We start from the raw sequence: 15,413 nt of genomic DNA, 5'->3' as shown, positions 1-15,413 counted from the left end.
CGAAAACAGCCAAATAAAAACACAATAATGAATTTGTACTTCTGGAAGGAGCTTAAACATTGTCAGCAATCCGTTACGAATTAATTAAGACCTGTAAGCAAACAGGAGCAAGGCTTGGCCGTGTACATACACCTCACGGATCTTTTGAAACTCCTGTCTTCATGCCGGTTGGCACACTGGCAACCGTTAAAACAATGTCACCTGAAGAATTGGTTGAGATGGGTGCAGGTATTATCTTAAGCAACACATACCATCTCTGGTTAAGGCCTGGTCATGAAATCGTCAAGGAGGCAGGCGGCCTGCATAAATTTATGAACTGGGACCGTGCCATCCTCACAGATTCAGGTGGATTCCAGGTGTTCTCTTTGAGCGAGTTCAGGAAAATTGAAGAGGAAGGCGTACACTTCCGCAATCATTTGAACGGGGACAAGCTTTTCCTTTCACCGGAAAAAGCGATGGAAATCCAGAACGCGCTTGGTTCTGACATCATGATGGCATTCGATGAATGTCCGCCATACCCTGCCGAATATGATTACATGAAAAAGTCGGTGGAAAGGACCTCTCGCTGGGCAGAGCGTTGTCTGACAGCGCATCAGCGTCCACAGGATCAGGGGTTATTCGGTATCGTCCAGGGTGGGGAATATGAAGAATTGAGAAAGCAGAGCGCGAAGGACCTGGTTTCCATGGACTTCCCGGGCTACGCTGTCGGCGGCCTTTCAGTCGGCGAACCGAAGGATGTCATGAACAGGGTACTTGATTTCACAACCCCTTGGCTTCCATCGAATAAGCCGCGCTATTTGATGGGTGTAGGTTCACCGGATTCATTGATTGACGGCGCCATCCGCGGAATCGATATGTTCGACTGTGTATTGCCAACACGTATTGCCAGAAATGGGACATTGATGACAAGTGAGGGCAGATTAGTTGTAAAGAACGCGAAGTTTGCACGCGACTTTGGCCCATTGGACCCTAATTGTGATTGCTATACTTGCCGAAATTACAGCAGAGCATACATCCGCCACTTGATCAAAACGGATGAAACATTCGGAATTCGACTTACTTCTTATCATAATCTACATTTTCTGATAAACTTAATGGAGCAGGTCAGACAGGCGATTCGTGAAGACCGTCTGGGGGACTTTAGAGAAGAGTTCTTTGAGCAATATGGTTTTAATAAACCAAATGCCAAAAACTTCTAAATACACTGCTTTTAATAAGGCTATTTTCGCTAAGCGGACAAGGCCTAAACCAATGAAAGGAGGGGAAATGAATGGAAGGATTAGTAGGTACAGTATTCCCGCTATTGCTGATGTTTGTATTGTTCTACTTTTTACTGATCCGCCCTCAGCAAAAGAGGCAGAAAGCGGTTCAGCAAATGCAGAGTGATCTTGCAAAAGGTGATAAGGTAGTAACGATCGGCGGTTTGCATGGAATTGTCGATGCAATTGATGAAGGTACAGTTGTCATCAAATGTGGAGACGGAAGCCGTCTTACATATGACCGCGCTGCGATTCGCGATGTCAAGGAATCTGCAGGGGTATAAAAACAATTAAAAAAGAAGCGGATTTGCGAATCCGCTTCTTTTTTTATGCCTTTGATGGCCCGCCAACGATGTTTACACCGAGGATGCCGCCCATCATTGCCGTCAGAATATAGCAAATATGGTAGATGATTTGTTCAAGCGAGAATAAGCTGTCATAACCCAGGTATTGGAACAGGAAAATAATCACAGAATAAGCCAGCCCGGTAGCTCCCCCAATCATCCAGCCTTTTTCTTTTCCGTTCCCGCCAGTGATAAAGCCGCCAATGAAAATGGATAAAAAAGAAATAGATGTCATGACGTATTGAAGCGAAGACTCTTGGACGGAAGTGAACCTTAATAGAAGAGAAAATATCAAACTGCTCACGATTGCCAATAGGAATATTGCAATCACTCCGTACAGGACGGCCCTGCCTAAACTTTTGGATTCCATTAACCCCTCTCCTCTCTGATCTAATCCCTCTAAACGGGAATTGCCTAGTACAAGCATATTCACGAAAAAGGACAAATAGAATCAGTTTTTATTCAGGAGCTCTCTAAAAAATTACTGAAACAATAAGTATTATTTTGGTTCTGCGTAAAAGACTAAAGAGGAATGCTGCGTGAAGGGCGGGGGAAAAGTGGAACAATATTTCATCATCCTTTTTAGGACAGTTCTCCTTTATTTATTGATCCTGTTGATTTTTCGTTTAATGGGAAAAAGGGAAATCGGTGAATTGAGCATCCTGGATTTGGTTGTCTATATCATGATCGCTGAGATGGCATCCATGGCCATAGAAAATACGAAAGATCCCTTGGTCAACACTCTTCTCCCAATCAGTATACTTGTCATCATTCAAATTACGCTGGCAATCATTTCACTTAAAAGCAAAAAGTTCAGGGATATCGTGGATGGAAAGCCGACAATAATCATTAATAACGGGAAAATAGACGAGAAGGCGATGAGATCGCAAAGGTATAACTTTGATGATTTGCTTCTTCAATTGCGTGAAAAGGACGTGGGGAACATAGCTGATGTCAAATATGCGATCCTGGAGCCATCGGGGACACTTTCTATTTTCCAAAAAACTCAGGGAAACAAGGATGGACAAGAGGACAATGGAAGTCTAACCCTGCCATTAATCGTTGACGGGGAAATCCAGCAAGACAATCTTTATTTGATTGACAAATCAAGAGTTTGGCTGCTTCAGGAGTTAAAGAAAAAAGGATATGAAGATACCAAGGCTATTTCTTTCTGCAGTTTTCAAAATGGTGAATTCTATATCGATATGAAAGACACATAAAAACGTGGAGGAATATCCACGTTTTTTTCATGGATCTATTTTAAAAAAATAATCAAGGGTAGCTTTTACTTAATTGTTTTCTTGAAAAAGGATGATACGGCAGACCGGATTCTCAGAAGTTCATTTTTCCTGATCAAGCCAAGAGCAATGGCGAGAACTATATATAAGCCCCCCATTAAGACGGTACTTATCATGACTTTAACGGTAAGTCCAAGGCTTTCATCCAACAAGCCCCAGAGAAGAAACCCCAGAGATCCTGAAAATATGATAAGCCCAAACATCTTAATGTAATCCTTTATATAGAAGGAAAAGGAGACAGCCTTAAGCATTGTAGCAAAGTGCAGCAGAGTGATCAGAACAATCCCCATTACCATCCCAAGTGCTACACCATTGATGCCAAAGGCAGGCTGACTTGCCAACAGGAAAATGACAGCAGTCTTGGCGAGGTTCCCGATCAGGCTGTTAATCATTGCTGCTCTTGCTAAATCAAGAGCCTGCAGTGCTGCCTGAAGCGGCCCCTGAAAGTAATAAAAAAGGAAGAAAGGTGCCATTAGCTTTATGAACTGTGAACCATTTGAAGTCCCATACATTAACGTCATTAGTGGTTCTGCCAGTACGTACAGGACGACGACTGCAAGGCCGCCTGTTAAAAGTGAAAAGCGAAGAGACTGCTGCAAAAGGTACTCGATTACTTTCGGATTTTTCTTTGAGTTAGCTTCGCTGATTGCCGGGACAAGAGAAGTCGATAGGGAATAGGTGATAAACGATGGCAGTAACAACAATGGCATAGCGAACCCAGTCAAAGCTCCGTACTGTTTTGTAGCCGCAACGGCCGCAACGCCAGCAATTGCCAGGCTGTGCGCCACAACAATCGGTTCGAAAAACCAGGAAACCGAGCCAATCAGTCTCGATCCCGTTGTAGGCAATGCGATTTTCATAAGGTCATTAAACGTGGATTTTCCGGAATTGACGAATTGAAAAAAGTTTTTCCGCAACCGGAAACTTTTTCTGAGCTTAAAGGTTGTCATTAAATAAATTAATGATATAAGCTCCCCCATGACAGATGCAATCATTGCGCCGGCAGCAGCATATTCTATACCATACGGCATGAAGGCCTTTGTCAGTACTGCAATCAAGGTTATCCGGACAAGCTGTTCAATAACCTGAGAAGTGGCTGATGGCTTCATGTTCTGCCTTCCCTGGAAGTAGCCGCGGAGAACCGAAGATATAGCCACGATTGGCACAATCGGAGCGATGGCGAGCAACGGCCATTGCGTCCTAGGATCCGTAAACAATGTCTCGGACAAGTATGGAGCAAGGAAAATGAGCGCTGGTGTAAAGACAAGAGATAGAGATATTGTGGTTGCCAGCGAAACGACAAGGATTTTCTTGACCTTTCGGAAGTCGCCTCTTGCCTCGGCTTCAGCCACATTTTTTGAAATCGCAACTGGGAGACCCAGCTGTGTAATCGTCACGACAAGCACCATAGTGGGGAAGGCCATCATATAAAGACCAACACCTTCTTCACCGATGAAACGTGCAATGACGATTCGATTTATGAAACCAAGCACTCTCGTGACGAGCCCGGCCATCAACAAAATAAATGTTCCTTTTAAAAACTTCGACATTCCGCTCCCTGCCTTCTCAAAAATGCATATTTCATATACAATTAACTATATGCAAGAAAGTGGACAAAGCATGACAAGGTTAAAACATTAAAAGACTAGAAAATTGGACGAGGGGGCCAGGGGATGAATCCAAGCCATCAATACGGACGGTTTTACAATCAAGTGAAGCCGGCATTAGAAAGCAAAGTTGAAGAATTCAAAATATTCGGATATGAAAAAGTTAAAGAAAAAGAATTATGGGATTATCTCACTAAGAAAAAATGGAAAAAACCAAAAGAAGAGATTCAAGTATATGAAATCGTCGCTGATATTTTATCAGCCAAAATCGGGGACATAATGAATTTCACTACCGTCGAAGCCTTCAAATTAGGAGATTTTACGCTTGAAGACGAAGAGGAGCGAAAGGAACTTCTTAAGTAGAAGGGGATTAGTCAATCCAGAACGCGATTTATTCTAGGGAGAGACTTTCTTTATGGGGATAGCGGCAATGCTTAATTGACAGTTTTTTTAAACTGTTACATAATTAGAATGCTATAAATTGGCTACTGCCTATTTTCTATAGTCTTATTGTTTTATTTGTCTGGCAGCATGTTTGTGCGAAGAATAAGGAGGATTTATACATAATGGTAAAACGCAGCCGCATCGTGGCCTTCTTTTTGCTGGTTATCTTAATTGGAAGTGCCATGGGTGCAACAACCCAGAATATATTGAAAGATATTAAGTTAGGTCTGGACCTGCAGGGTGGTTTTGAGGTTCTATATGAAGTTAGGCCTCTAAATGGAAAAGAGGGCGAGAAAGTTGACCGCGAAACGTTGAAGAGCACTGCTGAAGCTCTAGAGCGAAGGGTCAACGTTCTTGGTGTCAGTGAACCGAATATCCAAATCGAAGGAGATGATCGGATACGCGTTCAGCTCGCTGGCGTAAAAGACCAGAATAAAGCACGTGAAATCCTTTCTACTGAAGCAAACCTTACTTTCCGTGACGTGAACGACCGCGTCATGATGGATGGCAGTGACTTGGAAGAAAACGGTGCGAAGCAAAGCTTTGACCAGCAAAACAAGCCAAGCATCTCGATTACATTGAAAGACGGCGATCAATTCGGGGAAATCACGAAGGAAATCCGGGATATGTATCCGGAAAATCAGCTGATTATCTGGCTTGATTTCGAAGACGGGAAAGATTCCTATAAAGAAGAAAGAATGAAGCCAGAACCTAAATTCCTTTCCAACCCTAATGTTGATAAGATTTTAAATCAAAAGAATGTTGAAATCACTGGTAATTTTACAATTGAAGAAGCACAACAGCTTGCTTCATTGCTTAATGCGGGATCATTACCGGTTAATCTAGAAGAGACATACTCTACATCTGTAGGAGCCAAGTTTGGTGAACAGGCTTTAAATGAAACAATTTTCGCCGGAATCATCGGTATTCTTGCTGTTTTCGTATTTATGCTGATTTTCTACCGTATACCTGGAATCGTCGCGGTTATTACGTTGTCAATTTACGTTTACCTCATCCTGCTAGTCTTTGACTGGATGAATGGCGTTCTAACTCTGCCGGGTATCGCGGCATTAATCCTTGGTGTCGGCATGGCGGTAGATGCCAACATCATAACTTATGAACGTATAAAAGAGGAATTGAAGGTTGGCCGTAATATCAAAGCCGCTTTCGATGCGGGCAGCAAAGGCTCCCTGTCAACGATTTTTGATGCCAACATTACGACATTGCTGGCAGCCATTGTATTATTTGCATATGGGACAAGCTCTGTTAAAGGCTTTGCGACAATGTTAATCATCAGTATCCTCGCTAGCTTCATTACAGCAGTCTTTGGAGCAAGATTATTCCTTGGCTTGCTCGTGAACAGTGGATTATTCAAGAACAAGCCAGGCTTGTTCGGTGTTAAGCAAAGTGAAGTCCATGATATTTCTGAAGGCTTAGATTCACTTGATTTAAAAACTAAATTTGATCGATTTGATTTCATTAAGAGTCGCAATAAGTTCTTTACTGCTTCAGCAGTTTTAATCGGCATAGGTTTGATTGCACTCCTCGTATTCCGCCTGAATCTTGGAATCGATTTTGCAAGCGGCACAAGGGTAGAAGTCTTGTCTGACAGCAGGCTGACAGCGGAACAATTGAAGGAAGAACTTAAACAAGTTGATCTGGAATCAAACGATATCGTCATTTCTGGTGATAATGGCGAAATTGGTGTAGCTCGATTTAAAGTGGTTTTAACCAAGGATCAAATCTCTGAGCTAAAATCCCACTTTAAAGAAAAATATGGTGCTGAGCCGAATGTTGGAACTGTTTCACCAACAATCGGTAAAGAACTCGCTAAAAATGCCATGATTGCTGTTGCAATTGCATCAGTCGGAATCATTATTTATGTAACGATCCGCTTTGAAATCTATATGGCGTTAGCTGCTATTGTGGCACTTCTTCACGACGCTTTCTTTATCATTGTTCTATTCAGTCTCACTAGGCTTGAAGTTGATATCACCTTCATTGCAGCCGTCCTGACAATTGTTGGTTATTCGATCAACGATACGATTGTTACTTTTGACAGGATGCGTGAGAATATGGTGAAGAAAAAACGCTTGAAGACACCGGAAGATATTGCCGATGTCGTGAATTCTTCACTGCGTCAAACATTAGGCCGCTCGGTCAACACAATCCTGACTGTTGTCATAACAGTCGTTGCACTGTTGATTTTCGGCAGTACATCAATCTGGAATTTCTCTTTCGCTCTTCTAATTGGTTTGATTGCCGGTACGTATTCTTCCATCTTCATCGCTGCACAGCTATGGTATGTTTGGAAAAAGAAAGAGCTTAAGAAGAAAGGCACCATCAAGACTTACAAGGAAAAGAAAGTCTACTCAGATGAGCCGCAAGTATAAAATAATAAAAGCAAAACTAAAATACCACGGGTCCCCCGTGGTATTTTTTCGCTGTCTAGGAAATGATAAAATAATTTTTTTGTGGATAACTATATATGGTTTTCTTAATCCAGCTCCAGCGCCTAGCCCCTCAAGTCACCTGTCTAGCTGCGGCTCCTAACTCCTCGAGACGCTTGCGCTTTTTTGTTTTTATTGGTTAGAAAAGCCATTTTTCAGGATAAAATAAAAGGAATGCCGACAGACTAATCATGGTGGAAAAGGGACGTGGATTAAAAGCTTTGCATAGGGAGGATTTTTGCAATTGGAAAAAGATGTTCGTTTTAAGAAGGCTGAATTTGCCGCAATGGTTGGCGTTGTAGGAAATATTGTACTTGCAGGATTGAAGTGGGGTGTCGGCATCTATGCCAACAGTAAAGCGCTTGTAGCGGATGCTGTCCATTCTGCTTCCGATGTAGCAGGTTCACTAGCTGTATACATAGGTCTCAAGGCAGCGAAAGCTCCTCCGGATGAAGACCATCCTTACGGTCACGGAAAGGCCGAATCAATTGCTGCCATCATTGTTGCAGTATTATTGATGCTTGTGGGTGTGGAAATCGGCAGATCATCGATAGAGGCATTCTTTCATCCTATTGAACCTCCCAAATCAGTAGCGATTGTGGCCGTTGTCGTTTCAATAATAGTAAAAGAGGGAATGTTCCGATACAAATACAGATTGGGGAAGCAATTGAAAAGTGATGCGCTGATTGTCAATGCGTATGAGCATAGATCCGATGTCTATTCATCTATAGCCGCCCTTATTGGAATTAGTGCCGCTGTTTTGGGCGGCATATTCGGAATTGGCTGGCTGGAGTATGCCGACCCGGTGACAGGGCTGCTTGTAGCCTTGCTGGTCATCAGGATGGCATGGAAACTTGGCAAAGAGTCGATCCACAATACCCTTGACCATGTACTGCACGATGAGGATACAGAAGAATTCAGGACAATTGTCCAGTCAATTCCAGAAGTGAAAAAATTGGATGAATTGCATGCCAGAGAGCACGGCCACTATGTTATCATTGATTTGAAGATATCTGTTGATCCACATATTACCGTAGAGCAGGGCCACCGAATTGGAAAAAATGTAAAAAAGAAACTAATGGAAAACAAAAATGTCCAAAATGTTCTGGTCCATATTAATCCATACAGTGAGAGTGGAAATTCCGAAGATGGCGTAGATATTCAATAAGTCTCAGGGGAGGAGATAGAATGAAGTTTCAATGGACATTGCTGTTGGGACTTGCTTTTGCATTGATTGTCGCTGTTTTTGCAGTGATCAATGTCGATCCAGTAACAGTGAACTATTTATTTGGGGAATCAGAATGGCCATTAATTTTGGTCATTTTAGGCTCTGTATTGATGGGCGGAATCATCGTTGGCTCTGTCGGTCTGTTCAGGCTGTTTGTTCTTCAGCGAGAAGTAAAGGCATTGAAGAAGAAAAACAAAGGTCTCGAAGACCAGCTGGCCCAAAAAGACACAGTCCAGGAAGACCCAGCACACAAACAACAAATCGAAGATATCCATTAATCTAGCGAAAATGGCAGCATATCATTATGCTGCCATTTTTATATATTTGCTACCCCTTTAGTATAAATCAATACCATTCGTAAATTAAAAGCACCTTATTAGCATTCATTGTCATTGAAACCGCCTCGCCGCTTTTGTATAATGAATAAGCTGAGAGGTGAACGTATGTTAAAGCCAAAATCAAGGTGGATTGTTACAAAATCTGACCAGACAATAATAGATTCACTCGCTAAGGATCTGAGCATAAATCATCTGACTGCTTCTCTGTTAGTCAATCGCGGACTGGATACCGTGGAAGATGCCCGGTATTTTTTATTTGGGCAAAAAAGCGAATTTCACGACCCATTCTTGCTGAAGGATATGGATAAGGCAGTTGAGCGGATCAATAAGGCAATAGATACGCAGGAGCCCATTTGGGTATTTGGTGATTATGATGCAGATGGTGTGAGCAGTACGACGGTCATGATGAAAGCCCTGGCTGAACTTGGGGCGAACGCCGACTATTACATACCGAACCGTTTTACAGAAGGATACGGTCCTAATGAAAAAGCATTCCGGAATGCCGCAGACAGCGGAGTTGGCTTGATCATTACTGTCGATACGGGGATTTCAGCTCTTCATGAAGCAACTATTGCAAAAGAATTAGGTGTCGACCTGATCATAACGGACCACCATGAACCTGGACCGGTCCTGCCGGATGCGTTTACGATCATCCATCCGAAGCTGGACGACAGTGTATACCCTTTCAAGGATTTAGCTGGTGTAGGTGTCGCTTTTAAGGTTGCACACGCATTGCTTGGGAGAGTCCCAGAGCATTTATTGGAGTTTGCAGCTATTGGGACAATTGCCGACCTTGTACCTCTGCTGGGAGAGAACAGGCTGATTGCCCAGAGGGGAATAGAGAAGTTGAAGTCGAGCCAGACACCTGGTTTGAATGCGCTGCTTAAACTTGCTAAAACAGATAGGACAGCCATTGATGAAGAAACAATAGGCTTTATGATTGGCCCGAGGGTTAATGCAGCCGGCCGACTTGGCAGCGCTGACCCTGCTGTGCAATTGATGATGACCCATGATCCAGAAGAAGCGATGATGCTTGCGGAAGAGATTGATTCAATCAATAAAGAACGGCAAAACATTGTTTCACAAATTGCAGAAGAAGCAGTTGCTGAAGTTGAAATGCATTATCCCATAGAAGATAATTCAGTTCTTGTCGTCGGCAAGGAAGGTTGGAATGCAGGAGTCATTGGCATCGTAGCCTCCAAGCTCGTTGAAAAATATTATCGCCCAACAATCGTGCTCAGTTTTGATAAAGAGAAGGGGCTAGCAAAGGGTTCTGCACGCAGTATCGCCGGTTTCGATCTTTTTAAAAATTTATCAACCTGCAGAGATATCCTTCCTCATTTTGGCGGCCATCCAATGGCAGCGGGCATGACATTGAATCTTAACGATGTGGATGAATTAAGGTCCAAATTGAATGCCCTTGCAAGAGATCAGTTGAAAGAAGAAGATTTAATTCCTATATCTCATATCGATGCCAGGATTGGTGTTAAAGAGATTACGATTGAAACTATAAATGAACTTGGACAACTTTCTCCATATGGCGTTAGCAACCCCAAACCCAAGGTCCTGATTGATGGAGCTAATATATCAACCCTTAGAAAAATAGGGGCGGATCAGTCACATCTTAAGCTGGCCCTTGAAGAGGAAGGTACTGTGATTGATGGAATTGGATTCGGCTTTGGCCATCTCCATGACCATATCTCGCCAAGCTCGAAGCTATCTGTCATTGGAGAACTGTCCATCAACGAATGGAACAATATCAGGAAGCCGCAGATTTTTCTCAGGGATGTAGCCGTCAAGTCCTGGCAGCTATTCGATTTCCGCGGGCTTAAAAGATTGGAAAAGCTTCCAGAAATGATCCCAGGGGATCATATTAAATGGATTCTCTTTAACCCTGAATTAAAGAATAAGTTTTCTCCTTTTATTGGAGACTCATTGGAACTGGTAACCTCCGAATTGGAAGCTGAACAAGTAGGTTTTAACCAGTCAAATGTCGTTTTGCTGGACCTGCCGCCTTCCAAAGATATCCTGGAAAAGTTATTCGCGGGAAAAAATCCGGGAAGGATCTATGCTCATTTTTTTAAAGAAAATAGTGATTTCTTTACCACCATGCCAACACGGGAGCATTTCAAATGGTTCTACGCTTTTCTCGCAAAGAAAGGACCATTTGACCTGAAGCGCTATGGAGATGATCTCGCCAAGTATCGTGGATGGACAAAAGAAACAATAGATTTTATGTCACAGGTGTTTTTTGAACTAGATTTTGTTAAAATAAACAATGGGTTTATTTCACTAGTAGAAGATGTCCCAAAGAGGGACTTATCTGAATCCAAAACATATCAGCACAAGGTGCAAGCATTCACTCTTGAAAATGAATTGCTCTACTCATCGTATGAGCAATTGAAGAGTTGGTTTGACCAATTCATTCAAGAGTCGGTGAAAAATGAGGAGGCAATTATTCAATGGATTTGAAACAATTTGTAACAATCGTTCCCGATTGGCCAAAGCCCGGCATTAAATTTAAGGACATCACAACCTTAATGGACAATGGCGATGCTTATAGATATGCAACAGACCAAATCGTGGCATATGCCCGTGAAAAGCAAATCGACCTTGTAGTCGGTCCAGAAGCCCGCGGCTTCATCATCGGTTGTCCGGTTGCCTATGCACATGGCGTCGGTTTCGCTCCTGTCAGGAAGGAAGGAAAGCTTCCGCGCGAAACTATCAAGGTCAATTACGGACTTGAATATGGCAGTGACGTTTTAACAATCCATAAAGACGCAATCAAACCAGGGCAAAGAGTCCTGATCACCGATGACTTGCTAGCAACTGGCGGAACGATTGATGCAACGATCAAGCTAGTTGAAGAACTAGGAGGAATCGTGGCAGGTATCGCCTTCCTGATTGAACTTACTTATCTCGATGGCCGTAATAAGCTGGATGGCTATGATATTTTAACCTTGATGCAATATTAAATTGACCGGGCGCTTCATTTCGAAGTGCCCTTTTCTTATATTGAGAAGAAATTCATCCAAAGGCAGGCAGGCATGCTAAAAAAAACCTATAATTGAATGAAATAAAATATCTTTCGACAATTTTTTTAATTTCTACAGTAAAATCTCTTCCTTTCTCTTTACATCTTCGATTTTTTCTTTGATAATAGTAACAATCCTTTATAAGAATAATTATTGTGAATAAAGGATTTTCATTTAAGAATAAGAATGTAGACAATTCACTTCGAGAATTGTCTAGCTCCAGCGCCTAGCCCCTCGAGCCGCTTCGGTCCTGCCAATGAAGTCAAAGAACGACTTCACTGTCAGGCCCTCCAGCGCTTGTCGGAGTTGAGCAGTCGCCTTCGCTTTTCGAATTGTCTAGTGTCGCCTCCTAGAAACTCTGAAACTTCAACTCCGCCCGCAGAAGCAAAAAGCGCTTCTTTGTCGGAGTCTCCAGTTTCTGCGTTTCTGGACAGTCGGCTATACTTTTCGGTTTCGGTCCGCCCAATGAAGTCAAAGAACGACTTCACCGGTCGGCCCTCTAAGGCACAGGACGTGCAGACCCGCCAGCCACACGATGTGGCGTTTTAGGCGGGCACCGCTTGTCGGGTCTGAACAAGGCGCTTGCGCTTTTCATATTTTGTCGACTTTTCCTTGGTTCCCGCTGGAGAGAAATTGCGGGTTAATATAAAGAAATTTAAATTAGGTGATCCTATGGCGAATGACCAGGTAATGACCGCAGAACAAGTCATTGACTGTACAAAATCATATTTGAATGATGAACATGTTGAATTGGTAAGGAAGGCATATGAGTTCGCCAGACAGGCTCATCATGATCAATTCAGGAAATCAGGAGAACCGTACATCATCCATCCAATCCAAGTAGCAGGAATCCTGGCTGACCTGGAGATGGACCCGGCGACGGTTGCAGCTGGTTTTCTTCATGATGTCGTCGAAGATACGGATGTGAGTCTTGATGATATTAGAGAGGCCTTCACGGACGAAGTGGCAATGCTTGTTGACGGAGTAACAAAGCTTGGTAAAATCAAGTACAAGTCACATGAAGAGCAACAGGCGGAAAACCATCGGAAGATGTTTGTTGCGATGGCTCAGGATATTCGTGTGATCTTGATCAAACTTGCTGACCGCCTGCATAACATGAGGACTTTAAAGCATTTGCCAAGTGAAAAACAGCGCAGGATATCAAATGAAACGCTGGAAATCTTCGCACCACTAGCTCACAGGCTCGGTATTTCAAAAATTAAATGGGAACTAGAAGATACGGCTTTACGCTATCTGAATCCACAGCAATATTACCGTATCGTCAACCTGATGAAAAAGAAAAGAGCAGAACGCGAGCAGTATCTTGATGATGTTATTGATGAAGTGAAGGAAAGGCTGAATGAAGTTTCAATCAAGGCTGAAATTTCAGGAAGGCCAAAGCATATTTACAGCATCTATCGTAAAATGGTGCTGCAAAACAAGCAGTTCAATGAAATCTATGACTTGCTTGCTGTCCGGATTGTCGTCAACAGCATCAAGGACTGCTATGCAATCCTTGGTATCATCCATACTTGCTGGAAACCGATGCCTGGCAGATTCAAAGACTATATCGCAATGCCAAAGCCGAATATGTACCAATCATTGCACACTACAGTAATCGGCCCTAAAGGCGATCCGCTGGAAGTCCAGATCAGGACAGATGAAATGCACAGAATCGCTGAATTCGGGGTTGCAGCCCACTGGGCATATAAAGAAGGAAAACCAACTGACGGTTCCAATTTAGAAACGAAGCTATCATGGTTCCGTGAAATCCTTGAATTCCAGAATGATACAGCGAACGCAGAGGAATTCATGGAATCTCTAAAAATTGACCTGTTCTCGGATATGGTATTTATTTTCACACCAAAAGGCGATGTAATTGAATTGCCTTCAGGCTCTGTACCAATCGATTTCGCCTATCGTATCCACTCTGAAATCGGCAATAAGACGATCGGTGCCAAAGTCAATGGCAAGATGGTGACTCTTGATTACGAGCTGAAAACTGGGGATATCATAGAAATCCTTACTTCAAAACACTCTTATGGACCGAGCAAAGACTGGTTAAAGCTTGCCCAGACCTCCCAAGCTAAAAACAAGATTCGCCAATTCTTCAAGAAACAGCAGAAGGACGAAAATGTTGAAAAGGGCCGTGAGCTTCTGGAAAAAGAAATCCGTAATATGGATTTTGATGTTAAGGAAATCCTGACATCTGAAAACCTGAAAAAGGTGGCAGAGAAATATAATTTCACCAATGAAGAAGATCTGTTTGCTTCAATCGGGTACAATGGAATAACAGCCCTTCAGGTGGCGAACAGGTTAACCGAAAAGCTTCGCAAGCAGCGGGATCTTGAGCAGGAAAAGGACATCACGAATGCAGTTTCCGAACTCAAGTCATTTACACCTGCAAAGAAGCGTGAGTCTGGCGTCCGGGTTTCAGGCATTGATAATTTACTGATCAGGCTGTCTCGCTGCTGTAATCCTGTACCTGGGGACGATATTGTTGGTTTTATCACAAAAGGCAGGGGTGTTTCTGTTCACCGTTCGGATTGCACTAACATTCATACGGAGGATGCACAGGCAAGACTTATACCTGTGGAATGGGAAACGGGTCTCAATGACCGAAAAGAATATAATGTTGATATTGAAATAAGCGGCTATGATCGAAGAGGTCTGCTTAACGAAGTACTGCAGGCTGTAAATGAAACAAAGACAAACATTACAGCGGTTTCTGGAAAATCTGACAAAAATAAGATGGCGACAATCAATATGTCGATTGCCATCCAAAATGTCAGCCACCTTCAAAAGGTTGTGGACCGGATTAAACAAATTCCGGACATCTACGCTGTCAGAAGGGTAATGAGTTAGGTTGATCTTAGTAATGAAGCAACAATCAATTGTGGAGATCGATGTGTAAGGAGATTCGCGATGCGTTTAGTGATACAGAGAAGCAAAGAAGCAAAAGTGACAGTCGATGGAGAGATAACAGGCTCCATTAATAAGGGGTTTGTCGTCCTTGTGGGCGTTACCCATGATGATACGGAAAAAGATGCAGCCTTCCTTGCCGAGAAGGCTGCGAACCTCAGGGTATTCGAAGATGAAGCAGGAAAGATGAACTTATCCCTTTTGGACGTAGGGGGAGAGATTCTTTCCGTTTCGCAGTTTACCCTGTATGGTGATTGCCGCAAAGGGCGCCGCCCGAACTTTATGGACGCGGCGAAGCCAGACCATGCAGAAGCTGTCTATGAAGCATTCAACCGATTCCTTGCTGAAAAAGGAATCAAGGTGGAAACCGGTATATTTGGCGCAATGATGGACGTTCAATTGACAAATGACGGTCCGGTTACCTTGATTATCGATAGTAAATAATCAAAAAGAAGGCATCCCAATGGGATGCCTTCTTTTTGGTTTTT

Annotated in this window: 14 protein-coding genes; 11 read left to right on the top strand and 3 right to left on the bottom strand. The window is 43.0% G+C overall.

The window, feature by feature from the left end:
* Positions 1–59: 59 nt before the first annotated feature.
* On the top strand, positions 60–1,199 hold the full coding sequence (tgt, locus tag DYI25_RS11445) for a tRNA guanosine(34) transglycosylase Tgt (RefSeq protein WP_213368819.1): 1,140 nt from the start codon (positions 60–62) through the stop codon (positions 1,197–1,199).
* A gap of 71 nt (positions 1,200–1,270) precedes the next feature.
* Entirely contained in the window at positions 1,271–1,543 is a 273-nt protein-coding gene (gene yajC / locus DYI25_RS11440) for a preprotein translocase subunit YajC (RefSeq protein WP_213368817.1), read from the top strand.
* A gap of 43 nt (positions 1,544–1,586) precedes the next feature.
* On the opposite strand, the gene DYI25_RS11435 is transcribed toward yajC, so the two are convergent.
* Positions 1,587–1,973, bottom strand: coding sequence for a TIGR04086 family membrane protein (locus tag DYI25_RS11435; protein WP_213368816.1), 387 nt, complete (start codon positions 1,971–1,973; stop codon positions 1,587–1,589).
* A 187-nt stretch (positions 1,974–2,160) separates the two neighbouring features.
* On the opposite strand from DYI25_RS11435, the gene DYI25_RS11430 reads away from it, so the two are divergent.
* Complete coding sequence (locus tag DYI25_RS11430; RefSeq protein WP_213368814.1) at positions 2,161–2,823, top strand: DUF421 domain-containing protein; 663 nt, start codon at positions 2,161–2,163, stop codon at positions 2,821–2,823.
* A gap of 65 nt (positions 2,824–2,888) precedes the next feature.
* On the opposite strand, the gene spoVB is transcribed toward DYI25_RS11430, so the two are convergent.
* Positions 2,889–4,451 carry a stage V sporulation protein B gene (spoVB, locus tag DYI25_RS11425; RefSeq protein ID WP_213368812.1) on the bottom strand — a complete coding sequence of 521 codons (1,563 nt, stop codon included), beginning with the start codon at positions 4,449–4,451 and terminating at the stop codon, positions 2,889–2,891.
* A gap of 123 nt (positions 4,452–4,574) precedes the next feature.
* On the opposite strand from spoVB, the gene DYI25_RS11420 reads away from it, so the two are divergent.
* From DYI25_RS11420 to DYI25_RS11395, 6 genes are all read left to right on the top strand, one after another.
* The gene (locus DYI25_RS11420; RefSeq protein WP_213368810.1) at positions 4,575–4,871 is read left to right on the top strand and encodes a post-transcriptional regulator; all 297 of its coding nucleotides are present in this window, start codon (positions 4,575–4,577) and stop codon (positions 4,869–4,871) included.
* 203 nt (positions 4,872–5,074) lie between these two features.
* Positions 5,075–7,345 (top strand): protein translocase subunit SecDF, encoded by a 2,271-nt coding sequence (gene secDF / locus DYI25_RS11415; protein ID WP_213368809.1) that lies wholly within the window; start codon positions 5,075–5,077, stop codon positions 7,343–7,345.
* 301 nt (positions 7,346–7,646) lie between these two features.
* On the top strand, positions 7,647–8,570 hold the full coding sequence (locus DYI25_RS11410; RefSeq protein ID WP_213368808.1) for a cation diffusion facilitator family transporter: 924 nt from the start codon (positions 7,647–7,649) through the stop codon (positions 8,568–8,570).
* 20 nt (positions 8,571–8,590) lie between these two features.
* Positions 8,591–8,908 (top strand): LapA family protein, encoded by a 318-nt coding sequence (locus tag DYI25_RS11405; protein ID WP_213368807.1) that lies wholly within the window; start codon positions 8,591–8,593, stop codon positions 8,906–8,908.
* A gap of 165 nt (positions 8,909–9,073) precedes the next feature.
* Positions 9,074–11,440, top strand: coding sequence for a single-stranded-DNA-specific exonuclease RecJ (gene recJ / locus DYI25_RS11400; RefSeq protein WP_213368806.1), 2,367 nt, complete (start codon positions 9,074–9,076; stop codon positions 11,438–11,440).
* Entirely contained in the window at positions 11,431–11,943 is a 513-nt protein-coding gene (locus DYI25_RS11395; RefSeq protein ID WP_213368805.1) for an adenine phosphoribosyltransferase, read from the top strand. The genes recJ and DYI25_RS11395 overlap by 10 nt, the downstream gene beginning before the upstream one ends.
* 341 nt (positions 11,944–12,284) lie before the next feature.
* Here DYI25_RS11395 and DYI25_RS11390 read toward each other — a convergent pair whose 3' ends face one another.
* Positions 12,285–12,491 carry a hypothetical protein gene (locus tag DYI25_RS11390; protein WP_213368803.1) on the bottom strand — a complete coding sequence of 69 codons (207 nt, stop codon included), beginning with the start codon at positions 12,489–12,491 and terminating at the stop codon, positions 12,285–12,287.
* Between the two features lie 184 nt (positions 12,492–12,675).
* Here DYI25_RS11390 and DYI25_RS11385 point away from each other — a divergent pair, with 184 nt between their 5' ends.
* Positions 12,676–14,868: a RelA/SpoT family protein gene (locus tag DYI25_RS11385; protein ID WP_213368801.1), complete on the top strand. Its 2,193-nt coding sequence runs from the start codon at positions 12,676–12,678 to the stop codon at positions 14,866–14,868.
* A gap of 60 nt (positions 14,869–14,928) precedes the next feature.
* Positions 14,929–15,369 (top strand): D-aminoacyl-tRNA deacylase, encoded by a 441-nt coding sequence (gene dtd, locus DYI25_RS11380; RefSeq protein WP_213368799.1) that lies wholly within the window; start codon positions 14,929–14,931, stop codon positions 15,367–15,369.
* Positions 15,370–15,413 lie beyond the last annotated feature (44 nt).

The sequence above is a fragment of the Mesobacillus boroniphilus genome (genome assembly GCF_018424685.1).
Taxonomy (GTDB): Bacteria; Bacillota; Bacilli; order Bacillales; family Cytobacillaceae; genus Mesobacillus; species Mesobacillus boroniphilus_A.
The sequence above is the reverse complement of the archived record's forward strand: the minus strand, read 5'-3'. Positions and strand labels throughout refer to the sequence as shown.